The sequence below is a fragment of the Haloarcula sp. HT12 genome, from assembly GCF_055271655.1.
On sequence record NZ_JBUXKW010000003.1, the window covers coordinates 388,253 to 411,857 of the forward strand.

The following is a 23,605-nucleotide window of genomic DNA, read 5'->3' on the forward strand; positions in this document are numbered from 1 at the left end:
CGTATGCGCCTGCACTGGCATCGCCGTGACCTCCGGGCGGCGGACAACGCCGGCCTCGCCGCGGCGACTCCGTCCGATCCCGTCGTCCCGGTGTTCGTCTTCGACAGGGCCGTTCTCGACCACGCCGGCCCGCCGCGCGTCGCGTTCATGCTGGACGCACTCGACAGTCTGCGCGAGTGGTACCGCGACAGTGGCAGTGACCTCGTCATCGCCGAAGGCGATCCCACGGCCGTCCTGCCGGACCTGGCAGCCGAGTACGGCGCGGAGAAAGTCACCTGGGGGAAAGACTACTCGGGGCTCGCACGCGAACGTGACGCCGCCGTCCGGCAAGCACTCGACGACGCGGACGTGGCCCGTGAGGCCGTCCAGAACGCCGTGTTGCACGAACCCGGCGAGATTACGACGAACGACGGCGACCCCTACAGCGTCTTCACCTACTTCGGCCGGAAGTGGCACGACCGCGAGAAAGCCCAGCCCTACGAGGCCCCGTCGGCAGACGAACTGGCGGACGTCGACGGCGACCCGCTCCCGACGCTGGCCGACCTCGGCTTCGCGGAGCCGGAATCGGACGTCCCGGCAGCGGGGACAGACGAAGCGCGCGCGCTGCTCGATGAGTTCCTCGCAGAGAACGTCTACGAGTACGATGAGCGCCGGGACTTCCCGGCCGACGAATGCACCTCACGGCTCTCGCCCCACCTGAAGTTCGGGACCATCGGCATCCGGAAGGTGTACGACCGCACCGAGGACGCCAAAGAAGGAACCGGCGGCGACCGCCGCGAGTCCGTGCGGGAGTTCCAGTCCCAGCTGGCCTGGCGGGAGTTCTACACGCAGGTGCTGTTCGCCCATCCGCACGTCGTCAGCTCGAACTACAAGTCCTACGAGAACCCCATCGAGTGGGAGAACGACGAGGAGCTGTTGCAGGCCTGGAAAGACGGCGAGACGGGCTATCCAATCGTCGACGCCGGAATGCGACAGCTTCGGGAAGAGGCGTACATGCACAACCGCGTCCGGATGATCGTCGCCTCCTTCCTCACGAAGGACCTGCTCATCGACTGGCGCTACGGCTACGACTGGTTCCGAGAGAAACTGGTCGACCACGACACAGCAAACGATAACGGCGGCTGGCAGTGGGCGGCCTCGACGGGGACCGACGCCCAGCCGTATTTCCGCATCTTCAATCCGATGACACAGGGCGAGGACTACGACCCCGACGCCGAGTATATCAAGGAATACGTCCCGGAGCTACGGGACACCGACCCCGAAATCATCCACGAGTGGAACGATTGCTCGCTCACCCAGCGGCGCAACGCCGCGCCGGAGTATCCGGACCCGGTCGTCGACCACAGCGAGCGCCGCGAGCAGGCCCTGGCGATGTTCGAGCGAGCCAGGGGCGACGAGTAGGGCGGCAACATTCTGCTGCGTTGTACTCTCCCAGACAGTTACACCAGATATCGAGCCGCTACGTGGGGTTATACCAGCGGGTAGTGACGGCCCCGTCCCTCTGTCCGTGTCAGGTGGTAACGAATGGCTCCTAAACGTTTAACAGGCAGCCGCGCGACAGATACTGATGGAGGCGTTTTCATATGCCCGAACATTCCAATCCCGAGCTGCCACCGCTCCCGTACGACTACGACGCACTGGAGCCACACATCTCCGAGCAGGTGCTCACCTGGCACCACGATACCCACCATCAGGGGTACGTAAACGGTCTCGAATCGGCCGAGGAGACGCTCGCCGAGAACCGCGAATCCGGTGACTTCGGTTCGAGCGCAGCCGCGATGGGCAACGTCACCCACAACGGCTGTGGCCACTATCTCCACACGCTGTTCTGGGAGAACATGGACCCCAACGGCGGCGGCGAGCCGGAGGGCGACCTCCGCGCCCGCATCGAGGAGGACTTCGGGTCCTACGAGGGCTGGAAGGGCGAGTTCGAAGCCGCCGCGAAAGCCGCCGGCGGCTGGGCGCTGCTCGTGTACGACCCCGTTGCCAAGCAACTTCGCAACGTGCCGGTCGACAAGCACGACCAGGGCGCGCTCTGGGGCTCCCACCCCGTCCTCGCGCTCGACGTCTGGGAGCACTCCTACTACTACGACTACGGCCCCGCCCGCGGTGACTTCATCGACGCCTTCTTCGAGGTCGTTGATTGGGACAAGGCCGCCGAAGAGTACGAGAAGGTCGTCGGTCGCGTCGAATAAGGGGCAACACTCGACGTTTTTTCGCGGATGTGCTGCGAATCCGAGCGACAGCTGGGTCGATAGCGTCTATTCCGCCGTTAATCTCTACGAACGCCTACAAAAAATAATCGCTGTGACCGTATCAGACTGCGGGACAACAGCGTTACGGGAGGATATAGTTTTATAAGAAGCGAATCAGTGGTAACTGTTATGAGTCGCGATACCAGTCGACGAACGTTCCTGAAGCGCACTGGGGCGGTAAGTACTGTCGGTCTGCTGGGTGGGTTGGCAGGCTGTTCAACTGAGCAGACCGACGGTGACGGCGGTGACGGCGGTGACGGCGGAGACGGCGACGGTGGGATGACCGGAACGGGGACCGATTCCGGCGGCGACAGCGGTCCGGAATCGCCGGACGTACTGATGGTCGTCGGCTACCCACAGAGCGGCGTCCAACTGTTCAAGGACTTCTACGCCGATTACGGCGACGACGCCGCCGACATCCTCGTCACCGACGGCCTGCAGGACGGGGAGCTGCCCAGTAACGTCGGCAACGACATGTCGAACGTCCGCGGAACGGCACCGTCGGCGGCCGGTCCCGGCGTCGATACGTTCACCGATCTGTTCACCTCCGAGTTCGATTACGACGAGGCCGGCGTGTTCACCTCACAGGCCTACGACGCGACGGCGGTCCAGATCCTCGCGAACGTGATGGCCGGGGAAAACGACGGGCAGGCTGTCCGGGACCACATGCGTGTCGTCGCCAATCCGGGCGGCGACACGTACGGCCCCTCGGAGTTACCAGCGGCCGTCGAAGCAGCCGCCGCGGGCGAGAACATCCAGTACGAGGGAGCCTCAAGCGCTGTCGACTTCGACAGCAACGGGGACATGGCCTCCGCGCAGTACCAGGTCTTCGGCTTCCAGGACGGCGGCGTCGAAACGCTCGACAACGTCGACTTCAGCGCCGGCGACGACATCCCCCAGCCGGAGCCGAGCGGTTCCGGAAGCGACGCCGGCAGGACCGTCCGGTTCGGTGTGCTGATGCCCGAAACCGGGGACCTCGGGCCGCTCGGCAGGCCGATCCGCGATGGGGCGATACTCCCGGCCCTGCAACTCGAAGGCGAAGTCGACTTCGAGTTCGATTACCAGGTCGGCGACACGCAGACCCAGGCGCAGGCGGGCATCGACGCGGCCAACTCCCTCGTCAGCGCGGGGTATCCGTCGATTACCGGGGCGGCCAGCTCCGAAACGTCGATTCAGGTCGCACGCAACGTGCTCATCGACAACGGCGTCGTCGGCTGTTCGCCGGCGTCCACGTCGCCGACGATCACCGACCTCGAAGACGACGATTACATGTTCCGTACCCCGCCGAGTGACGCCCTGCAGGGGCAGGTCTTAGCACAGGTCGGGATGGGCGAACTCGGTGCCGAGACCGCGTCGACGCTGTACGTGAACAACAGCTACGGCCAGGCGCTACAGGAGGCGTTCGCCGGCGCCTTCGAGGCGGAAGGCGGGACTATCGTCAACCAGGTCGGCTTCGAGCAACAGCAGTCCTCGTACACGTCTGAGATCAACAGCGCGATGAACCAATAGGCCGTCCGGAGAACCGTTTTTATCCGCCGAGGAAGTCCTGTCGCACCTGTTCGTCGTTGAGCAAGATAGAGCCGTCGTCCTCGTAGCGGTTCTGGCCCTGGACGAGCACGTAGCCGCGGTCACACCGCCGGAGCGCTTCCTTGGCGTTTTGCTCCACCATCAGGATCGCCGTCCCGTCGTCGTTGATGCGGTCGATGCGGTCGAACATGTCATCGACGAGGTCCGGCGCAAGCCCGGCCGAGGGCTCGTCGAGCAACAGCAGGTCCGGGTCGAGCATCAGCGCCCGGCCCATTGCGAGCATCTGCTGTTGGCCGCCTGACAGCGTCCCGGCGGACTGGTCGGATCGCTCCCGGAGAATCGGGAATCGTTCGTACACGTCTTCGATGCGGTCCTCAGGGACCTCGTCGAGGATGTACGCCCCCATTTCGAGGTTCTCGCGCACGCTCAGCGAGCCGAACACGTTGCCGGTCTGGGGGACGTAGCTGATGCCCTCGTAAATTATCTCGTCGGGGCTGCGCTGGCTGATATCGGTCCCGTCGAAGACCACCTCCCCGCCCATGTACGTCGTCAGGCCGAAGACGGACTTCATCACTGTCGACTTGCCGGCCCCGTTCGGGCCGACGATGACGACGTACTCGCCGTCGGCAACGTCCATGTGAACGTCGCTGAGCACCTGCAGGTCGCCGTAGCCGGCATCGAGGTTCCGGATGGCGAGGAGGCGCTCGGTCGGGTCGGGGAGCGAGACGGTCTCGGACTCCGTCGCGCGCTGGCTCATACGTCACCCCCCAGATACGCCTCCAGTACCCGCTCGTCCGACTTGATGGTCTCGGCGCCCCCCTCGGCGAGGACGCTCCCCTGGTGCATGACGATGATGTGTTCGCAGTTGTTCATGATGACGTCCATGTCGTGTTCGACGAGCAGGAACGTCAGCCCCTGCTCCCGGCGGAGTTCGTGGATTCGCTCCAGCAGTTTCTCTTCCAGCGTCGGATTGACGCCGGCCAGCGGTTCGTCCAGCAGTATCATTTCGGGGTCGGTCATCAGGACCCGGGCCATCTCCAGCAGTTTCCGCTGGCCGCCCGAGAGATTGCCGGCGTTCTCGTGGGCGAGGTGGTCGATCTCGAAGAACTCGAGCGTCTCCCACGCGCGGTCGCGCACCTTCTCCTCGTCTCTGATGACGTCGCCGCGAAGCCCCGGCGTCACCGACCGGACGACCGACTCCCCGACCTGTCCGCCCGGTGCGAGCATTACGTTCTCCAGGACGGTCATCTCGGAGAGTTCGCGGGCGATCTGGAACGTCCGCACCAGGCCGCGGTTTGCGAGCGTGTACGGCGCGAGGCCGGTGATGTCCCGGCCGTCGAAGGTGACCCGGCCACCGGTCGGCTCGTGAATGCCCGTGATACAGTTGAACGTCGTCGACTTGCCGGCCCCGTTCGGCCCGATGAGGCCGGTCAGTGACCCCTCTGCCACGGAGAACGTCGCCCCGTCGACCGCGACGACGCCGCCGAACTCCTTGCGGAGGCCATCCACCTCAAGCAGCGGTGAGTCGATAGCATCGCTCGTGACGGCCGTCTCCTGTCGCTTTGCGGTGTCGGGTTCACTCATCGCTCTCACCCCCGGCACCGGACTGTGGTCTGTCCAAGGACACGCTCGTCGCCGGCTCGTTCCGATGACCCAGCAGTCCCTCTGGTTGGTTCTGTATGATGTAGATCAACACGACGCCGATGAGGACGAACCGGAGCGTGCTGACGTTGCTGACAGTGTACGCGAGCAGCGGGAGCGGGTCCAGCGACCCGAGCGCGGCGACCGCGTCGACGACGTTGCCGGGGGCGCGGGTACCGCCCAGCGAGACGTTCTCGCCGAGCCGGGCCGGCAGATAGAACAGCAGGCCCGAGAACGTCGCTGCACCGATGATGCTCCCGGTGTTGGACCCGGAGCCGCCGATGATGAGCGCCGCGAACACGTAGAAGGTAATCGTCGGCCTGAACTGCTGTGGGCTGATGTAGCCCGCCTGGCCGCGGAACAGGACGCCGGCCAGCCCCATCAGCGCGCACCCGATCATGAACGTCTTGATCTTGAACAGCCGGGTGTCTTTGCCAAGCGACTGGGTAACGGTCTCGTCCTCACGGATCGCCTTCAGCACGCGGCCAAACGGTGAGTCGGTAATGCGGGCGAGCACCCAGTAACTCGCGGCCATGACCAGGAGGAGGAGAACCCCGTACGTGAGGTTCGCCAGGTTCGGCCCGGAGACACCGACGCCCTCCGCGACGGTCACGAGGGGCTGCCCGATGCCGTTGATGAGCCCAGCCGCGACGTCGTTGGCGGACTTGAACGAGATGCCGGTCGCGCCGCCGGTACCGACCGGGACCCCGAACAGCGAGACCTCGGCGAGGCCGTCCCAGTTGACGATGAGCCGGATAATCTCGGAGAACGCGACCGTCACGATAGCGAGGTAGTCGGCTTTCAGTCGGAGCGCTGGCAGCGCCGCGAGCCCGCCGATGACGGCGGCCATCACCATGCCCCCGACGAGGCCGAGCCACAGCGGGAGGCCGAGTCCCGGAACAGCGCCAGCGGCCGGGTCCGTCGGCGCGGTGAGAACCGCCGTGGTGTACGCACCAACAGCCATGAACCCCGCGATGCCGATGTTGAACAGGCCGGTGTACCCCCACTGGAGGTTCAGCGCCAGCGCGAGGATGGCGTAGCCGCCGATGAGCACGGTCACGCTGCCGATGAATCCGACTGCGAGGTTCGGCCAGTTCGCCCCGCCGACAGCGATAGCCAGCACGAGCATGACTGTCCAGATAGCGGCGATGAAGCCAACGACCAAGCTGACGTCGGGGAGCGCATCGAGGCGGTCCCGGACGGTGTCGACTGTGCTCACGCTGTCGACACCCCCCCGAAGATACCGGACGGGCGAAGCAGCAAGACGACGATAAGCACGAGGAACGCGGAGGCCCGCGTCAGCCCGGACGGCAGCCAGATGAGCGCCAGGCTGTCGACCAGCCCGATGAGGACGCCGCCGGCCATCGCCCCGTATATCGAGCCGATGCCGCCGACGATGACGGCGGCGAAAATGAGCAGGAGCAGAATCCAGCCGAAATTAAACGATATCGTCCCGCTTTCGAGCACGAGTAGGTAGCCCCCAATGCCCGCCAGGCTGCCGCCGAGAATCCAGGTGAGTCGGATCACGCGCTCGGTCGGAATCCCGGTCACGCGAGCGAGGTCCTCGTTGTCGGCCATCGCCCGCATCGCCTTACCGAGTTTGGTCCGCTGTAGCAGGAGGTGGACGCCGAGCATCAACAGGAGCGACACGACCAGCAGCGTAATTTCGTTGTCAGTGATCGAAACCGTCGAGAGAACTGTCACCCGGAGGCCGCCGCTTGCGACCCCGCTCGTCTCCGTGCCGAAGACGAACGCGATGAGATATCGCATCGCGAGTGCGACGCCGATAGAGGCGATCAGCAAGGAGATGTTGTCCGCCTCACGCATGGGACGGTACGTGAGCCGATCAACGAGCAACACGACGGCGATTGAGCCGACGCCGGCGACGACGAGGCCGAGAAGCACCGGCAAAAACGCCGAAACGGTGCTCAGCTGCCGGCCCGAGTCGAACATGAACAGGTCGGCAATCGGCGCCCCGGTTCCGAGACCGGCGGTGATGTACGCGGCGACCCACCCCAGAAACGCCCCGGCAGTCACCGTGTCCCCATGTGCGAAATTGGCGAAGTCCAGGATGCTGTATGTCATCGACAGGCCGATTCCGGCGAGTCCCACGGCCAGTCCGACGAGCAGTCCGTCCACCACCATCGAGAGCAACGAGCCCACGGTGAGCGAGCCTCCTAGCAACCGGGTTCCGAGAAAGAACACGGTTGTCCCAGCAAGCTTTGCGACCAGGTCCAGCAAGAGGAAGCCGCTTACCGCGGCCACCACCACTGCGCCAGGTCGGTCACCCAACACCACGCGACCGTCCCTTGCGAACTCAGCAATTCCCATAGGTTACCGTTCGTTGGACCCTCCTCTCTAAATAACCCTCCGGAAATTCTTGCGAAATAACGGTGTAGAAGCCAAAATACCGGTGTAGGAACAGGAATCGCCCCGCCCATGGTCAGTTGCCCACTGGGGAATAACTGGCACTATCGGGTGGTCGGACGGGTTCGACCACGCTGGTCACAGCGTGGACCGTCGGTGTGGCGGCGGACGGGAACGAACGACTCACTGGTGGGAGCAAAGGTCGATCAGTTGAAATTTCCATGTTCCGGAAAACCGCCGGACATCGACCGGATACTGTCGTAGAACGGTGCTATTCACAGTGCTTTTATGCGGTCCATCGATGATATACGACAGATGGTACGCCTGGTCGTCGCGGGTTTCGTGCTGGTCCTCCTGCTGGGTAGCGGTGCCGCGCCGCTGGCGGTGGCACAGCCGACCGACGAGAGCGTCGGCGTCCAGACGCCCGACAGGTTCGACCGGACGACGTTCCAGGTCACGCTGTACCAGAACGGCTCAGCGGAGTGGGCGATCGTTCACAGGACCCCACTCGAAAACGAGTCCGAACAACAGCAGTTCGAAGAGTTCGCCCGGGAGTTCGAGCAGTCGGAGCAGCCCCTGTACCAGAATTTCGTCGAGCAGTCGCAGGCGCTGACCCAGTTCGGGACGGACGCCACCGGCCGGAACATGAGTGCGACCGATTACGACCGGTCGGCGACAGTCGACCCGTTACAGAACACTGGGACGGTGCGGATGTCGTTCCACTGGCGTAACTTCGCCGCTGTCGAGGGCGATTCGGTCGTGGTCAGCGACGTGTTCGACGGCGGCTTTTACATCGGATCGAGCCAGTCGTTCGTCTTCCAGCGCGGGCCCGGACTGGCGTTCACCGATGTCCGGCCGGCACCGGATTCACAGAGCGCCCCCGACTCGCTCGAACGCAGCGAGAGCGTCACGTGGAACGGCGAACAGTCGTTCAACGACCGCCGGCCCTACGTGGAACTGGAACCACGCGAGTCCGGGCAAAACGCCGGGACAGAGCGTGGTACCACGGCGGGCGGTGACACATCTGACGCGGCGACCGACGGGCCGTCCTGGATGCTCCCGGCCGCTGTCGCCCTCATCGTCATCGCCGCCGGCGGTGTGGCGGCGTGGCGGTCCGGCGCGCTGGCGGGGGTGCTGGGAACCGACGGTGACGAACCGCCCGCTTCAACCGCGTCAGCCACGGGCGACACTGAGCAGCCGCCCACAGCTGGCCCAGGCGACACGGCATCGGCCACCGACACGGCCGAGGAACCGGCCGTCCCCGACGAGGAACTGCTCACCGACAGCGACCGGGTCCGCAAACTCCTGGAGGAAAACGGCGGTCGGATGAAGCAGGTCGACATCGTCGACAGCACCGACTGGTCGAAATCGAAGGTGAGCATGCTCCTCTCGGATATGGAGGAAGACGGCGACATCTCGAAGCTCAGAGTCGGCCGCGAGAACATCATCAGCCTCGCCGGCCAGGAGCCGGACGCCGCCGGGTCGCCGTTCGACGACGAGTGAGAAACCAACACAGGGCGGGGCTGAAACGCAATGATTATACGTATCTCCACGCTACGGATTTGTGTACGCTCCGTTGGTGTAGTCCGGCCAATCATATCACCCTCTCACGGTGATGACTAGGGTTCAAATCCCTGACGGAGCATTTCTCTCCGATCCGACGATACACACTGCCGCGTCCGTGACCGACAGTATTTGTGTCTCCCAGTCCAACCGGGCGGTATGCGCGTCGCGGTAGTCACCGTCGGGGACGAACTGCTCAGTGGCGAAACGGTCAACACGAACGCTGCGTGGCTGGGCCGCCAGCTCGCGGAGCGTGGCGTCACTGTCGGCCGAACGACGGTCGTCCCCGACGAGGTCGCGGACATCGCCCGCGTGGTCAACGAGTCCCACGCGGAGTTCGACGCCGTCATCGTCACCGGCGGCCTGGGTCCGACCCACGACGACAAAACCATCGAGGCCGTCGCCGCGGCGTTCGGCCGGGACGTCGTCGAGAGCGAGGACGCAATCGCGTGGCTTGAGGAGCACGGCGGCTACACGCGCGACGACCTGACCGACGGGACGGGGGACGTGCCGGAGGGGTCGCGAGTGCTGCCCAACCACGAGGGCGTCGCGCCCGGCTGTGTCGTCGAGAGCTGCTACGTCCTGCCGGGCGTGCCGGCGGAGATGAAGCGGATGTTCGAGGAGATCGCGGGGGAGTTCACCGGGGAGCAGCGGTACGTTCGCACTGTCGACGCAGCTGAACCTGAGAGCGCGCTGCTCGACCGGCTGGCGGAGGTACAGGAGCAGTTCCCGGTGAAGGTCGGGAGCTATCCGGGCGACCACGTGACCGTCCGGTTCGAGGGGACGGAGGAGGAACTGGTCGAGGACGCGGCCGCGTGGTTCAGCGAGCGCGTCGAGTCACCGGCGACGGAGTGACTACCGGTAGAGGTGGTTCAGCCAGAGGAAGGTCAGGAGCAGGCCGCCGAGCGTGATGACCGCGCCGGACGCGTTGATAATCCCTGTCTGAACGCCGCTCTGGAGTACAACTGACATAGCAGAGGGTTCTGTGCGGGGTGGCTTGAAAGGCACGCTCCCGGGTCGCTTTTGCCGCGGGGTCGCCAAGAGGAAGCGAATGCGACGAATCGGTGTCGTGGTCAACCCCATCGCCGGGATGGGCGGCCGCGTCGGCCTCAAGGGCACTGACGGGAAGGTCGCGGAGGCGCGCCGCCGCGGCGCAGAGCAGCGCGCCCCGGACCGCGCGCGGACAGCACTTGAATCGCTCGCCGAGGTGGGGGCGGACGTGGAACTGCGCACGTACGGTGATCCGATGGGCGAATCCATCGCTCGCGAGGCGGGGTTCGACCCAACTGTCGTCGGCTCGCCGGCGAACCCCGACGAGACAGCCAGCGAGGACACCCGAGACGCGGTCCGGGCGTTCGCTGACGCAACCGTCGACGCGATCCTGTTCGTCGGCGGCGACGGCACGGCCGTCGACGTGGCGACGACGCTCGACGAACTGGACGCGGACATCCCGATTCTGGGCGTCCCGGCCGGCGTCAAGGTCTACTCCTCCGTGTTCGGCGTGTCGCCGCGCGCGGCCGGGCGCATCGTCGCCCGCTTCTCGGAGACGGAGCGGGCGGAGGTCAACGACATCGACGAGGATGCCTTCAGGGGCGGCGAAGTCGTCACCGAACTCCGGGCCGTCGCGACGGTCCCCGTCGCCGACCAGCGCCAGTCGGCCAAGCAGTTGGGCGGCGGCAGCGTCGAGTCCTTGGCCGAGAGCGTCGCCGACGCCGTCGAACCGGGCGTCACGTACGTCCTCGGCCCGGGCAGCACCGTCGGCGCTATCAAGGAACAGCTGGGATTCGACGGGACGACGCTGGGTGTAGACGTGTGGCGCGACGGGGAGGTGCTGGCCCGCGACGCCGCCGAGTCGGACATCCTCGACGCACTCGGCGACCGGAACGTCATCGTCGTCTCCCCCATCGGCGGGCAGGGGTTCGTGTTCGGCCGGGGGAACCAGCAGCTATCGCCGGCCGTCATCAGGCAGTGTGACCTCGAAGTCGTCGCTTCGCGGCGGAAGCTGGACGGCATCGGCACGCTCCGCGTCGACACCGGCGACCCGGACCTGGACGAGGAACTGCGGGGCTGGATGCGGGTGCGCGTCGGCCGCCACGAACGCAGGCTCGTGGAAGTCGTCTGATCTCCGATCAACTGGCGGCAACAAGCCATGATACATCGGGCGCGATATTTTATCATGTATAGTCAAGATTAAGGTATCTCACGCCCCATGAAGGACATATGGAAACCCGGAAAGTCCAGCGACTGGGACCGTCGACGCTCGCGATGACGCTGCCGGCGGAATGGGCCAGTGCGCACGACGTCGAAAAGGGCGACGAGGTGTCGCTACGGATGGGTGGCAAAGGCACGCTGACAGTCATGCCCGAGTCCGTCCAGACGGAAGAATCGGAGGCGATCATCCACGCAGAGAACCTCGACGCCGACTCCGTCGAGCGGGCTATCGTCGCCCAGTACGTCCTCGGCCGGCGCGTCATCCACGTCGAAGCCCCCGAAGGTGAGACGCTGGAATCCTCCCACATCAACGCCGTCTACAACGCCGAAACACAGCTGATGGGCCTCGGCGTCATCGAGGAGACCCCCGATCGGATCGCGATTCGCTGCTCCGTCGACCCGGAGGACTTCACGCTGAACAACCTCCTCGAACGGCTGGAATCGACCGGCTCGACGATGCGCAACGAGGCGGTGAAATCCCTCGCTCACGGCAACCCGGACCTCGCCCAGCGGGCGCTCAACCGCGAACGGCAGGCCAACAAGATATTCGTCCTCCTGCTTCGGCTCATCTTCACGGCCTACCAGAACCCGAACCTCGCGCGGGCCATCGGCCTCAACGACGGCTTCCCGCTCATCGGCTACCGCTCCATCGCGAAGAACCTCGAACTGACCGCCGACAACGCCGAGGACATCGCCGAGATCGCGCTGGAGACCGACGACCACTCGCTCAACGTCGACAGTTCGACGATGCGTCGCATCCGCGAGTTCACCGACCAGGTCAACGACATCACCGAGCTGGCGGTCCAGGCGGCCGTCGACCGTAACTACGACACCGCGATCCAGGTCCGGGAGCTGTACAAGGACATCGGCGACAAGGAACACGAAATCCTCGACGACTTGCCGGAGATGGACAACGAGGCGCTGCTGGAAGTTCGTGAAGTGCTCGTTAGCCTCCAGCAGACGGCCGAGTTCGCGGTCCGGAGCGCCGAAATCGCGACGAACCTCGCGCTCAACGAGGAGTCCGAGCACACGACAATCGAGTGAGCACCGGGCACCGCTGACTCCAGTTGCGAGTCGTAGCGACGACCCGTTTTTCGACCCCTCACCGCTTGCGATACCGCGGTTCACTACCACGACGAACCGCTGTGAAAAACACTTGTGTCTTTCAGAGTACGGCTCGAACGGTCCAGTATGAAGCAAACCGTCGGCCCATCGACACCCGTTCACGTCGCCGTCAAAGAGGTCGTCGCGACGCTTGAGGACTGTCACCCCGCCCAACTCGGGAGCCTCGATCTGGCCGTTGACGTTGAGCGACTGGACGCGGTGCCGGACACCTCACCTGGGGAGGTACCGATGCTGTTCCGCTACTGTGGCTACACGGTAGCAGTCGATGAGACGGGGACGCTCCACATCGAGAACTGAAGGATACAGATTGGCAGTGCCGGCTACCCGAGCAGGCCGCCGTCGTCGGTTTCGGTCTCAGTCGTTGTCCCGGTGGGCGTCGCGGTTTCGGTTTCTGTCTCCGTCTCCGTTGGCGTTACAGTTTCCGTCGCAGTCTCCCCGTCATTCAGGAGCCCGTCATCCGTCTCGGTCTCTGTCGGTGTCGGCGTCGGGGTTGCAGTTGCCTCGTCGCCGTCCGGTGACTCGTCGGCCGACCCGTCGTCGGCCCCGTCGCTCGTTCCGTTGCCGGTCGGGTACTGCGCCTTGTTGCCGAAGATGTCCGTCTCGATCTCCTGCTGGTAGTCGATAGAGTCCAGGTCGACCCGGAACTGCTCGCCGCCGCCCTCAAGCACGAGGTAGAAGTCGATGTAGAGGTCCGTCTGCTGGTTTCGCTGGAGATGGGTCACCCACCAGCGGTCGAGGTTCTCGTTTTGGATTGCGGTGTTCGCTTCGAGTGTCGTCTCTTGGCCGGGGCTGAGGACGTAGCCGCGGTCAGTCTCGCCCTCGCCGACGGTCACGTCGTTCATCCGAATCGTGTAGCCGACTTTGGTAATGGTGTAGGGGTACGGCTTGGGGTTGTACACGTCGAACGCGAGGTTTAGCGGCGTCTCGGACTGGGTGAGGTTCTCCTGGTCCCACGTGCCCCGGGTCTCGTTGATGTAGAGCACGGGGTCCGAAACGAGCGGCTGGTCGGCCTCGACGGGGCGCGTCTCGGTGGCGTTGAACTGGCTGAGGAGGTCCGTCTCGATGGTTCGCTCCTGGCTAACGGACACCGACCGACCGCCCAGCGCCGAGGACGTGACGGTGGCGTCGATGCCCACCGTGGTCGTCTCGCCGTTGTCGATGTGGGTGACCCACCACGGCGGGATGCGGTCGTTTTGCATCTCGGTGCTGAACTGCAGCGTCGAGTTACCGGTGCCGAGACCGATGCCCTGTCTGTCGCCCTGTGCCATCGCCACGCCGTTCATCGAGATGGAGTAATTGATCCCGATGCCGCCCAGCTGGACGCCGACAGGGTTGGGATTGCGCACGGTCAGATTCGTCGCGACAGCGGTCGTCTGGTTCGAGACGCCCGCGAAGTGGTTGTCCACGGACGTGACACTGGGTGTACCCAGCACGCCGAGCGCGACACTGCCCCCTACGACAGCGGCGACCGCGACGACCAGCACACCAACTGTTTTCAACCGGCCCATAGTTGTACACCCATCTTCGACGGGCCGGTATATGTCCTGTGGCTCCAGCCCGAATGAACTAAGTGGGCAACACCGAAAGCGTCGTACATGAGTTCCAAGGCGTCCAAAAGCGACATGGGGACGGGCCTGGCCCTGCTGTTCGGGCTCGTCTCGGTCGGTGCAGCCGTGGCCACAGCAACGAACAGCTACAACTACGCGATTTTGCACGCACAGGAGCTTGATACCGGCAATCTGCTCGTGACCTCGGGCGGCGCGTTCGGGCTCGCGATGCTGGCCGCGGCCGTGGCCATCGTGGCCATCCACGCCTACGACGCCTGATAGCGACGCATAGTATCAGACGAGAGATTGTGAAGGGAACCGTTAAAAACGCTGAGACCTTATCTGTGGTATGGCCGATTACAGCGAGGAAGACCGACGCATTCTCGAATATCTCCGGGACAGCGTCTCGCGTGGGGAGAGTTACTTCCGCGCGAAGAACATCGCTGAGCAGCTCGGCCTCTCGTCGAAGCAAGTGGGAGCGCGGCTGCCACGCTTAGCTGAGGAGGCCGACGAGGTCGAGATCGAGAAGTGGGGCCGCGCCAGGTCGACGACGTGGCGCGTCACGCCGACGGGATAGCCGCCGGGTTTTACGCACTGCGACAATCGGTGGATTCATCGGCCAGTAGTCCACAGTACCTTCCATGACTGTCCGGGTCGAACGAACGATGACTGTGCCGGCCACACCGGAGCGTGTCTGGGAATTCATCACCGACCCGGATAAACGGGCCCGGCCGATTAGCGTCGTCACCGACTGGGAAATCATCGACGAGACGCACGCGAACTGGTCCATCAAGCTCCCGATTCCCGTGGTCAAGCAGACGCTGACGGTGAAAACCGAGGACGTCGAACAGCGCCGCCCCGAGTACGCCCGCTTCGTGGGCCGCTCGAAAGTGATGACCGTCCAGGGCGAACACGAACTCGAAGAGACGGCCGACGGCGGCACGAAACTGACAAACCGGTTCATCGTCGACGGCAAGCTCCCCGGCGTCGAGAAGTTCTTCAAGCGGAACCTCGACGATGAGATGCAAAACCTCGAACAGGCGTTGCGGGACGACCTCGAAGTCGAAGTATGAGGGTCACGCTCGCCCAGATAGACGTGTCGTCGGACTCGGTGGCCGAGAACGTCGGCCGGGCGGCGACGGCCATCGAGGATGCGGCTGCCGACGGTGCGGACCTCGTCGTCCTCCCGGAGCTATTCAACGTCGGCTACTTCGCGTTCGACCGCTACGCGCGAGAAGCGGAGGGGCTGGACGGCGAGACGCACAGCGAAATCCGCCGCGTCGCCGCCGAGCAAGACGTAGCGGTGCTGGCCGGCAGCATCGTCGAGGACCTCGAAGCCAGCGCCGACAGCGGAACCGACGTTCCCGCGACCGACGGACTGGCGAACACCGCCGTGTTCTTCGACCGCGACGGGGAGCGGCGGGCAGTGTACCGCAAGCACCACCTGTTCGGCTACGACTCTGCGGAATCCCAATTGCTGGAGCCGGGTGAGACAGTGCCGACGGTCGAGTTCGAGGGGTTCACCATCGGCATCACCACCTGCTACGACCTCCGCTTCCCGGAGCTGTACCGCCGTCTCGTTGACGAAGGGGTGACGCTGACACTCGTGCCCAGTGCGTGGCCCTATCCGCGCGTCGAGCACTGGAAGCTGTTCGGTCGCGCCCGGGCCGTGGAAAACCAGCTGTACGTCGCCGCGGCGAACGGCGTTGGAGGGTTCGCGGACGCGGAACTGCTGGGCCGGTCGACGGTGTACGACCCGTGGGGGACGACGCTCGCCAGCGCCGACGACGACCCGGCGCTGGTGACTGCCACCCTTGACCCTGACAGAGTCGACCAGGTCCGCGAGGAGTTCCCGGCGCTCGCGGACCGCCGGACGGACTGGTCGTAACTGCAGTCGCTGTTTTACAAAAAGCGGTTTTTGAGCGTTCGCCGTCGTTATAGTGCTCTCAGGACGAGTACGCCCCGTATGGCTTCCCGAATCAGGGTCCTCGCTGTCGTCGCCCTCCTCCTGCTTGCCGGCTGTGCCGGCATGGGCGGGAGCGGCGATGCGGGCGAGGCACAGGGCGGCGGCGACGGCGCACAGATCTCCGACGGCGGCGACGGATCGAGCCAGCCGGAGGCGGCGGATTCAGGGGCGAACGCTGGCGAGAGCGGGAACGTGCAGGCCAGCGACGCGGCGGCCGACCGGGCCATCATCCGCAACGGGCGGATGGTCGTCGAGGTCGAGAACTACTCCACGACGGCCGACGCAATCGCCGCCCGCGCTCGCACGTCCGGCGGGTACGTGAGCGACTCCAACCGCGAACTCCACCGCGACGACGATCAGACGTGGTACACTGGCTATATCGTCGTCAGAGTGCCCAGCGAGGAGTACGAGCCGATGCAGTCGATGGTGAACGAGCAGGGGACGGTCCAATCGGAGAAGACCACAACGGAGGACGTGACCGACAAGCTCGTCGACCTCGAAGCGCGGCTGACGAACCTCCGGGAGCGCCGCGACCGGTTGCGGACGTTCTACGATGAGGCAGACAGCACCGAGGAGTTGCTGCGCATCGAGCGGGAGCTGTCGTCAGTCCAGAACGATATCGAGCGCCTCGAAGCACAGAAGCGCTCGCTTGAACAGCGAGTCGCCTATTCGACGCTGCGCGTCGAGATCCGCGAGCCAGCGCCGGAGCCGTCGGCCCAGCAGGTGCCACACCACGAGCGGTCGCTGGTCTCGGCGTTTCTCTCCTCGGTGACTGACGTGTACGTGTTCACCCGGGGTCTGCTCGTGACCGCTGCGAGCCTCGTGCCGTGGCTTCTCGTCCTCGCCGTGCCGGTCGTCGGTGGCCGGCGGCTCCTTCGTGGCCGGTCGGTTCCGCTGCTGGGACGACGGGGTGAATCGGAATCTGCCACGGAAAGTGAAGACGGCAGAGGTGACGACACCCTTCAGCAGGAAGCCACTGACCAACCGGACACAGAACCCGACGCGGAGTCGCCCGAGGACGACGCGTAACCGGGACCCGACACCGGGCCTTTTTTGCGTGTGCACTTGCTACGGGTAGCTGCCGGCAAGGCGCTTTTCACGTCGATGCCGGCGCTAACGCCCGTCTCGCTGCTCGGCCACTCGGCGTCGCTCGTCCGCCAAGGGCTGTCCGGACAGCCTTTTCACTCCTCTCCCGGAGTCGCGATGCCTTTCGCCTCTCCTCGCCTTTCCGACACAATCGACGGAGGACCGCTCAGCGGCAGGTACGCCAGAACGTAGTCCACGCAGGCTACCGCGACCGCTCTTTCTCTAAGGCTTCCCGGAAGTGTTCGGGTGTGATCTCCACCTCGTCGGCGTTCTCGGTGGCCTCCTCCGGCCCGTAGGCGGACGCGACCTCCCGGATCGCTAACATCGACGCCTCACGGACCACGGCCTCCAGCTGTGCACCGGAGAAGCCGTCGGTCTCAGCCGCGAGCGCCTCCATGTCGGTGTCCTCGCCGAGTGGCTTCCCCTCGGTGTGGACAGCGAGAATCTCCTCGCGAGCCGCCCTATCGGGGTTCGGGACTTCGACGTGCTGTTCGAGACGGCCCGGCCGCAACAGCGCGTCGTCGATCATGTCCCGGCGGTTGGTCGCGGCCAGGACGACCAGATTGGGGTTTTCGGTGATGCCGTCCAGTTCCGCGAGCAACTGCGAGACGACGCGCTCGGTGACCTCGTTGCCCTGGCCGCGATGGCTGGCGATGGCGTCGATCTCGTCCAAGAAGATGATGCTCGGCGCGGTCTGGCGGGCGCGCTCGAACAGTTCCCGGACAGCTTCCTCGCTTTCCCCGACGTAGCGGTCCATGATTTCGGGGCCGGCGACGTGGATGAAGTTCACGTCGCTCTCGCCAGCGACTGCCCGGGCGAGCAGCGTCTTGCCGGTCCCCGGCGGACCGTACAGCAGGATTCCGCTCGGCGGGTCAGTGTTGGTCGCGGTGAACAGTTCGCCGTACGACAGCGGCCACTCGATGGCCTCGGTCAGCGTCTGTTTGACCTCGGAGAGCCCGCCCACGTCATCGAAGGTCGCCGACGGCGACTCGGCGACGTACTCCCGCATCGCGCTGGGGTCGACTGTGGCGAGGGCAGTCTCGAAATCCTCGCGGTGAACCATGCCGTCGTCGTGGTCGGCCCGGAGCGCGGCCATCGCGGCTTCGGTGGTCAACGACGCGAGGTCGGCCCCGACGAAGCCGTGGGTCTGTGCGGCGATGCGGTCGAGATCAACGTCCTCGTGCAGCGGCATGTCCCGCGTGTGCACGTCCAGAATCTCGCGGCGGCCGTGCTCGCCGGGAACGCCGATCTCGATCTCGCGGTCGAAGCGCCCGCCGCGGCGCAACGCCGGGTCGATGGCGTCGACGCGGTTGGTCGCGCCGATGACGACGACGCGGCCCCGGTCTTCCAGCCCGTCCATCAGCGTGAGCAACTGAGCCACGACGCGGTTCTCCATGTCGGCGTCCTCGTCGCGGGAGCCGGCGATGGAGTCGATCTCGTCGACGAAGAGGATCGCCGGCGCGTTGGCTTCGGCCCGCTCGAAGGCCTCCCGCAGACGCTCCTCGCTCTCGCCCTTGTACTTCGAGACGATTTCCGGGCCGGAGATGGTGTCGAAGTAGGCGTCGACCTCGTTCGCGACCGCCCGCGCGATGAGGGTCTTCCCCGTGCCGGGCGGGCCATGCAACAGGACGCCGCTTGGCGGGTCGATACCCAGGCGGCGGAACTCCTCGGGTTCGGAGAGTGGCATCTCTATCATCTCACGGATGCGGTCCAGTTCCTCGTCGAGGCCGCCGATGTCCTCGTAGCTCACGCCGGATTCGGTCTCTGCGCTCGTCGTGGTCGACCCCGTGGCCTCGTCTGAAGACGGCTGGCTCGCGTCGCTGCCGCCGTCGAGGCCCGGCAGCACAGTCACTGCCGTCGTGCCGGTGACTCGGACCGGTCCCGAGGGTGACGTTTTGCGGACGAGGAAGGTCCCAAGCCCCTCGATGTGGGTCCGCTCGTCGGCCTGGATGATCTGGTCGACGAGTCGCTTCCCGACCAGGCTCTCGTAGTCCTCGCTGCCGGGTATCGGTTCGACCGGCTGGACGGCGATTTCAGTGGCCTCCGAGACCGACCCGCTGGTCACTGTGACCGTGTCTCCGATGTTGACGCCCGCGTTCGCTCGGGTGTCCGAATCGATGCGGACGAACGAGCCGTCGTCGTCCGCCGGCCAGACCTTCACGACGGTCATGTCGTCGCCTTCGATGATGACCGGCGACCCGCTCAACACGCCGAGTTCGGTCCGTGCAGACTCTGGCAACCGTGCGATACCGCGCCCGGCGTCGCGCTTGTTCGCACCCTCGACGGTGAGTTCGACACCGGCGTCAGTGGCCCCGCTCATGCCGCTTTCTTGCAATCCGACTCCCTTGAGGGTTCCCGTTGTGTTGCGGGAAAATAATATACGGGCGGCCGTCGGAATCTCAGGTATGGTTGTCCAAACCGAGCGGGACGACATAACGTGGTACAAGTGCGAGACTTGTGGCCTGATGTTCGACGACCAGAGCGACGCGCGCCAGCACGAGGAGAACTGCGACGACGAGGACCCGTCCTACATCCAGTAGCGGTCCTCGACCTCGCAGCCACGCATCACCCCACCACAGGTATCACCCCTCGACGATCTCGAAGCTCCGCTCGCCGAGTTCGTCCTCCTCGAAAACGAACACGCGGCCGTTAGTTACGTCGTAGTCCACTTCGACGTGTGTCCGCATTTGATTGTCCCGGACCGTGACGCCCGGAAACAGTTCGTCTTCCTCCCCGTCGTCAAGGATGACCCGTCCGACGCCCGTCTCTTCGAGAATGTCGTCGTGCGTGCGGAGGTCGTTGACGTACACGAGGATGCCCGACGTCTCCGTCTCGTCGGTGATCAGGACGTGCGTGTCCTTGCCCGGGGCTGTCTGGACGCTCCCCTCGACCGCCGTCGGGACGCCGTGATAGAACGCCTGGCGGCCGTCGAGGTACTCCACGACGATCCCGTCCTCGGTCAACTCGACCGAGACGGTGTCCGGCGCGATGTCCGACCGGTTGCTCATACCATGCGTTCCGGCGGCGCGCTCAAAAGTGACGCGTTGTCCGTTTCGGACCGTGAGCGGTCGCCACCGCACGACGGGATCTTCTTCGGCCGGGGTGCGAAAGGGACTAGTGACTCGCCTGTCTCCGTCTCTACATGACGAAGACCCTCGTCGTCGGACTCGACGGAGCGAGCTGGGAACTGCTCGACCCGTGGATCGAGGCCGGCGAACTCCCGAACCTGGCCGCGCTGCGGGACACCGGGACATGGGCGGGGACGCGGAGCTGTCTGCCGCCCGTGACCTTCCCGAACTGGAAGTGCTACTCCTCGGGGAAGGACCCCGGCGGATTCGGCGTGTTCTGGTTCGAGAACGTCGACCTCGCCGCGGGCGAAATCAACGTGATGAACGGCGGCGACTACGACACCGCCGAGCTGTGGGACTACCTCAACGACGACGGCCAGTCGGCTGGCGTCGTCAACATGCCGACGATGTACCCGCCGCGGGACATCGACGAACTCGTCGTCGCCGGCGGCCCGGATGCCGTCGAGGGGGAGTACCGCTCGATTAGCTCCGGCTACACGTCGCCGCCGGAACTGGCCGAGGAACTCGAAGCACGATTCGACTACCGCGTCCACCCGGACCCGCTGCTGTCCTCGAACGACGAGCGCGGCGCGGAGGTCGACGCCATTCTGGACCTGCTGGAGAAGCGCTTCGAGGTGGCGACGACGCTCCTGGACGAGCGGGACCTCGATTTCGTCCACGTGACGCTGTTCTACCTCAATGTCTTGCATCACTTCTTCTGGGACGACGAACCCAGCCTCCGCGCGTGGAAAATAGTCGACGAGTGGGTCGGCCGCCTCGACGACCGCGAGGACCTGAATCTGGTGTTGATGTCCGACCACGGCTGTGACGCCACTCAGACAGAGTTCTACATCAACGAGTGGCTGGCCGAGAACGGCTACCAGGTGCGGGACACGAGCGTCGATGCCGTGCTCACCCGTATCGGGCTCGACCGCGAGAACCTACTCGCGGTCGCAAAACGCGCCGGCCTGGTGGACACGCTCGCCCGCGTCGTCCCGGAATCCATCCAGCAACTGATCCCGCAGAAAGACGGCGTCAAGCGGGACCGTAAACTGGAGGCTATCGACCTCGAACGGACCAAGGTCGTCGCGAGCGGTCAGGGGCCAGTGTACATCAACCCCCGGTTCGACGTGGAGTCGGTCCGCGAGTCGCTCATGGCCGACCTGCGCGAGGTCGAGGACGAACACGGGCCACTGTTCACTGACGTCTACAAAGGCGAGGACGTGTACACCGGTCCCTACGTCGACGCCGGCCCGGAGGTCGTCGTCGACCAGCGGCCCGGCGTCCACGTCAACGACGGCATCGGCGGCGGGACCATCCAGAGCGGTCCCGACCGCTGGGCGGCCGAGAACACGCCCTACGGCATCTTCGTCGCCAGCGGCCCGGACTTCGAGCCACGGGGCGAACTCGACAGGATCAGCATTCTCGACATCGCGCCGACGGTGCTGGCCGCCCACGGCTGTGCCGTCCCGACCGACATGCGTGGCGAGGTGCTCCCGGTGTTCGACGAGGAGCCCGATGTCGGGCAGCGAGACCCGCTCAGTATCGCGGACGCGCTGGATGACGGTGACGGGGACGCCGTCGAAGATCGGCTGAAGCAGCTGGGATACATGGAGTAGCTCCGTCTGTGAGAGCGACTGGCGCTCGAATGAGTGAACCCAATGGGATAAGTAGCCGCTCCCGATACACACCGGTATGGTTAGCATCGATCTGAACAACAGCCAGCGAACGATGCTTACGACGCTGGTAAACAAGTATCAACAGACCGGTGAGGCGGTCACCGGCGAGACAATCGCGGCGGAGATCGACCGGAACCCCGGGACGGTACGGAACCAGATGCAGAGTCTCACGTCGCTGGGGCTTGTCGAGGGGATCCCCGGGCCGACGGGCGGATACAAGCCGACGTCGAACGCCTTCGACGCGATCGACCGCCAGCAGCTAGACGAGGCCGAGAGCGTCGTCGTCGCCCACGACTACGAGCGCGTCGACGTCACGGTCGAGGAGATCAACTTCACGAACGTCCACGACCCGGAGAAATGCCGCGCCCGGTTCCACCTCCAGAGCTCGGTGCAGGACTTCAGCGAGGGCCAGGCCGTCATCCTCGGGCCCACGCCGATTTCGAAGCTCGTCGTCGCCGGGACCATCGTCGCCGTCGACGAATCGAACAGCGAACTCCTCCTCGACGTCGCGAAGATCGAAGCGCCCGTGGAAGAACCGGAGAAATAAGCGGTCCGTGCAGTCACACGGCGCGCTGTAGCTCTTTCAGGGGTCGACGCGGTCGATCCACAGCGCTGGTGTCTCTATCTCGTCTTCGGTGGGCAGGGTGTCCGGGGAGTCCCAGACGCGGCCGGCCGCAGCAACGCCGCGAGCGTCGGCGACCGTGTCGAAGAACGCTTTCCCGCGTTCGTACTGCTGGCGTTTCATCCCGAGGCCGAGCAGCCGGCGCATGAGCGACGCGATGGGGCCACGGCCCTGCCGCCGCTCGTCGACTTTCCGGCGCAGGTCGTCGTACTCGTCGTCGAAGGCGCGGTCCATCAGCAGTTCCGCGTACCCCTCGACGGCGGTCATCGTCGTGTCGAGTTCGCCCAGCGTCGCGCGGTCGATGTTGCCGTCGGTGAGGTTGTCGATGGCGTCCTCCATCGCGGTTTCGAGGTGCTCTGACAGCCACGGGGCCGCGCCGAACTCCGCCGCGTGCGTGACCTCGTGGAACGCGATCCAGCGGCGGAACCGCTCCCGCTCGACGTTCAACTGGTCGGCGACCCGGTGGATGTTGGGGCGGACGAAATACAGCGCGTGGGCGTCGCTGTCCGCGAGCAAGACCGGATCGTACTGGCCCAGGACGTTGTTCCCCAGAAACGAGAGCGCAACGGCCATCGAGCCGGTGTTGACCACGCGGGCGATGCCGGGGATGTACTCGGCCTGCTGTTCTATCGGCTCCATCACCCGACTGAACGTGGCGACGTTGGCGTCGATCCAGTGGTGGCGGTTCTGGATCTCGACGGTCTCGGGCAGGTCGAACTCCAGTTGGCCGACCTCCCGGACGCGGTTTCTGGCGTCCCGGACGTCCGTCGCGTAACCGTCGCGTTCGGGCGTCTCGACGGTGAGATCACCCGTGTCCGTTGCGGCCTTCGCGGCGTCGGCGACGGCACTCCAGTCGATTGGGCCGTCGCCGGTCGCGCCGGCGACTGCCTGAACGCTGTGGTATAGTCCCATACGTCTGAAATGTGGCGGGAGAAAATAGGCCTTCTC

At 65.2% G+C, this 23,605-nt stretch carries 24 protein-coding genes and 1 tRNA gene; 17 read left to right on the top strand and 8 right to left on the bottom strand.

The genetic code is table 11. The features are described from left to right. The first annotated feature begins 3 nt into the window (after positions 1-3). The 3 genes from ACY9XZ_RS11600 (at position 4) to ACY9XZ_RS11610 (ending at position 3,764) form a co-directional block, all read left to right on the top strand. A complete protein-coding gene (locus ACY9XZ_RS11600) occupies positions 4-1,401 on the top strand; it encodes a cryptochrome/photolyase family protein (protein ID WP_463457186.1) in 1,398 nt (465 codons plus the stop codon). Between the two features lie 182 nt (positions 1,402-1,583). Next, positions 1,584-2,195 (top strand): superoxide dismutase, encoded by a 612-nt coding sequence (sod, locus tag ACY9XZ_RS11605; protein ID WP_463457187.1) that lies wholly within the window; start codon positions 1,584-1,586, stop codon positions 2,193-2,195. A gap of 189 nt (positions 2,196-2,384) precedes the next feature. Next, positions 2,385-3,764, top strand: a complete 1,380-nt coding sequence (locus ACY9XZ_RS11610) for an ABC transporter substrate-binding protein (RefSeq protein WP_463457188.1) — start codon at positions 2,385-2,387, stop codon at positions 3,762-3,764. A gap of 19 nt (positions 3,765-3,783) precedes the next feature. Here the strand turns inward: ACY9XZ_RS11610 and ACY9XZ_RS11615 are convergent, their stop codons facing one another. Genes ACY9XZ_RS11615 through ACY9XZ_RS11630 form a run of 4 tightly spaced genes read right to left on the bottom strand, consistent with a single transcriptional unit; the run spans position 3,784 to position 7,754 of the window. Next, a complete protein-coding gene (locus ACY9XZ_RS11615) occupies positions 3,784-4,539 on the bottom strand; it encodes an ABC transporter ATP-binding protein (RefSeq protein ID WP_463457189.1) in 756 nt (251 codons plus the stop codon). Next, on the bottom strand, positions 4,536-5,366 hold the full coding sequence (locus ACY9XZ_RS11620) for an ABC transporter ATP-binding protein (protein ID WP_463457190.1): 831 nt from the start codon (positions 5,364-5,366) through the stop codon (positions 4,536-4,538). Before ACY9XZ_RS11620 ends, ACY9XZ_RS11615 begins: the two co-directional genes overlap by 4 nt. Beyond that, positions 5,359-6,642 carry a branched-chain amino acid ABC transporter permease gene (locus ACY9XZ_RS11625; RefSeq protein ID WP_463457191.1) on the bottom strand — a complete coding sequence of 428 codons (1,284 nt, stop codon included), beginning with the start codon at positions 6,640-6,642 and terminating at the stop codon, positions 5,359-5,361. The genes ACY9XZ_RS11620 and ACY9XZ_RS11625 overlap by 8 nt, the downstream gene beginning before the upstream one ends. Continuing rightward, a complete protein-coding gene (locus ACY9XZ_RS11630) occupies positions 6,639-7,754 on the bottom strand; it encodes a branched-chain amino acid ABC transporter permease (protein ID WP_463457192.1) in 1,116 nt (371 codons plus the stop codon). Before ACY9XZ_RS11630 ends, ACY9XZ_RS11625 begins: the two co-directional genes overlap by 4 nt. 324 nt (positions 7,755-8,078) lie before the next feature. Between ACY9XZ_RS11630 and ACY9XZ_RS11635 the strand changes: the two genes are divergently transcribed. The 6 genes from ACY9XZ_RS11635 to ACY9XZ_RS11660 all read left to right on the top strand — a co-directional run bounded on the left by ACY9XZ_RS11635 (position 8,079) and on the right by ACY9XZ_RS11660 (position 12,986). Continuing rightward, positions 8,079-9,293 (top strand): helix-turn-helix transcriptional regulator, encoded by a 1,215-nt coding sequence (locus tag ACY9XZ_RS11635; RefSeq protein WP_463457193.1) that lies wholly within the window; start codon positions 8,079-8,081, stop codon positions 9,291-9,293. A gap of 67 nt (positions 9,294-9,360) precedes the next feature. Further along, positions 9,361-9,435, top strand: a tRNA-Glu gene (locus ACY9XZ_RS11640). Between the two features lie 77 nt (positions 9,436-9,512). Then, the gene (locus tag ACY9XZ_RS11645; protein ID WP_463457194.1) at positions 9,513-10,208 is read left to right on the top strand and encodes a competence/damage-inducible protein A; all 696 of its coding nucleotides are present in this window, start codon (positions 9,513-9,515) and stop codon (positions 10,206-10,208) included. Between the two features lie 196 nt (positions 10,209-10,404). Continuing rightward, positions 10,405-11,475, top strand: a complete 1,071-nt coding sequence (locus ACY9XZ_RS11650) for an ATP-NAD kinase family protein (RefSeq protein ID WP_463457195.1) — start codon at positions 10,405-10,407, stop codon at positions 11,473-11,475. 98 nt (positions 11,476-11,573) lie between these two features. Then, positions 11,574-12,608, top strand: coding sequence for a PhoU domain-containing protein (locus ACY9XZ_RS11655; protein WP_463457196.1), 1,035 nt, complete (start codon positions 11,574-11,576; stop codon positions 12,606-12,608). Between the two features lie 147 nt (positions 12,609-12,755). Beyond that, on the top strand, positions 12,756-12,986 hold the full coding sequence (locus tag ACY9XZ_RS11660; RefSeq protein ID WP_463457197.1) for a HalOD1 output domain-containing protein: 231 nt from the start codon (positions 12,756-12,758) through the stop codon (positions 12,984-12,986). A 23-nt stretch (positions 12,987-13,009) separates the two neighbouring features. Here ACY9XZ_RS11660 and ACY9XZ_RS11665 read toward each other — a convergent pair whose 3' ends face one another. Next, positions 13,010-14,197: an LEA/WHy family protein gene (locus ACY9XZ_RS11665; RefSeq protein ID WP_463457198.1), complete on the bottom strand. Its 1,188-nt coding sequence runs from the start codon at positions 14,195-14,197 to the stop codon at positions 13,010-13,012. An 87-nt stretch (positions 14,198-14,284) separates the two neighbouring features. On the opposite strand from ACY9XZ_RS11665, the gene ACY9XZ_RS11670 reads away from it, so the two are divergent. From ACY9XZ_RS11670 to ACY9XZ_RS11690, 5 genes are all read left to right on the top strand, one after another. Further along, entirely contained in the window at positions 14,285-14,515 is a 231-nt protein-coding gene (locus ACY9XZ_RS11670) for a DUF7525 family protein (RefSeq protein ID WP_463457199.1), read from the top strand. 70 nt (positions 14,516-14,585) lie between these two features. After that, positions 14,586-14,813, top strand: coding sequence for a DUF7123 family protein (locus ACY9XZ_RS11675; protein WP_004592831.1), 228 nt, complete (start codon positions 14,586-14,588; stop codon positions 14,811-14,813). Positions 14,814-14,877: 64 nt separating this feature from the next. Further along, positions 14,878-15,309 carry an SRPBCC family protein gene (locus tag ACY9XZ_RS11680; protein WP_463457200.1) on the top strand — a complete coding sequence of 144 codons (432 nt, stop codon included), beginning with the start codon at positions 14,878-14,880 and terminating at the stop codon, positions 15,307-15,309. After that, positions 15,306-16,124: a carbon-nitrogen family hydrolase gene (locus ACY9XZ_RS11685; RefSeq protein WP_463457201.1), complete on the top strand. Its 819-nt coding sequence runs from the start codon at positions 15,306-15,308 to the stop codon at positions 16,122-16,124. The genes ACY9XZ_RS11680 and ACY9XZ_RS11685 overlap by 4 nt, the downstream gene beginning before the upstream one ends. Before the next feature lie 78 nt (positions 16,125-16,202). After that, entirely contained in the window at positions 16,203-17,231 is a 1,029-nt protein-coding gene (locus ACY9XZ_RS11690) for a DUF4349 domain-containing protein (RefSeq protein WP_463457202.1), read from the top strand. A 259-nt stretch (positions 17,232-17,490) separates the two neighbouring features. On the opposite strand, the gene ACY9XZ_RS11695 is transcribed toward ACY9XZ_RS11690, so the two are convergent. Then, a complete protein-coding gene (locus ACY9XZ_RS11695) occupies positions 17,491-19,608 on the bottom strand; it encodes a CDC48 family AAA ATPase (RefSeq protein WP_463457203.1) in 2,118 nt (705 codons plus the stop codon). A gap of 85 nt (positions 19,609-19,693) precedes the next feature. Between ACY9XZ_RS11695 and ACY9XZ_RS11700 the strand changes: the two genes are divergently transcribed. Then, the gene (locus ACY9XZ_RS11700) at positions 19,694-19,828 is read left to right on the top strand and encodes a DUF7128 family protein (RefSeq protein ID WP_268812783.1); all 135 of its coding nucleotides are present in this window, start codon (positions 19,694-19,696) and stop codon (positions 19,826-19,828) included. 42 nt (positions 19,829-19,870) lie between these two features. On the opposite strand, the gene ACY9XZ_RS11705 is transcribed toward ACY9XZ_RS11700, so the two are convergent. Then, complete coding sequence (locus tag ACY9XZ_RS11705; protein ID WP_463457204.1) at positions 19,871-20,296, bottom strand: DUF5796 family protein; 426 nt, start codon at positions 20,294-20,296, stop codon at positions 19,871-19,873. Between the two features lie 134 nt (positions 20,297-20,430). On the opposite strand from ACY9XZ_RS11705, the gene ACY9XZ_RS11710 reads away from it, so the two are divergent. Together ACY9XZ_RS11710 and ACY9XZ_RS11715 are read left to right on the top strand one after the other, a co-directional pair. Then, positions 20,431-21,975 (top strand): alkaline phosphatase family protein, encoded by a 1,545-nt coding sequence (locus tag ACY9XZ_RS11710; RefSeq protein WP_463457205.1) that lies wholly within the window; start codon positions 20,431-20,433, stop codon positions 21,973-21,975. Between the two features lie 76 nt (positions 21,976-22,051). Next, positions 22,052-22,582 carry an HTH domain-containing protein gene (locus tag ACY9XZ_RS11715; protein ID WP_463457206.1) on the top strand — a complete coding sequence of 177 codons (531 nt, stop codon included), beginning with the start codon at positions 22,052-22,054 and terminating at the stop codon, positions 22,580-22,582. Positions 22,583-22,618: 36 nt separating this feature from the next. On the opposite strand, the gene ACY9XZ_RS11720 is transcribed toward ACY9XZ_RS11715, so the two are convergent. Next, positions 22,619-23,569 (bottom strand): zinc-dependent metalloprotease, encoded by a 951-nt coding sequence (locus ACY9XZ_RS11720; protein ID WP_463457207.1) that lies wholly within the window; start codon positions 23,567-23,569, stop codon positions 22,619-22,621. Positions 23,570-23,605: the final 36 nt, after the last annotated feature.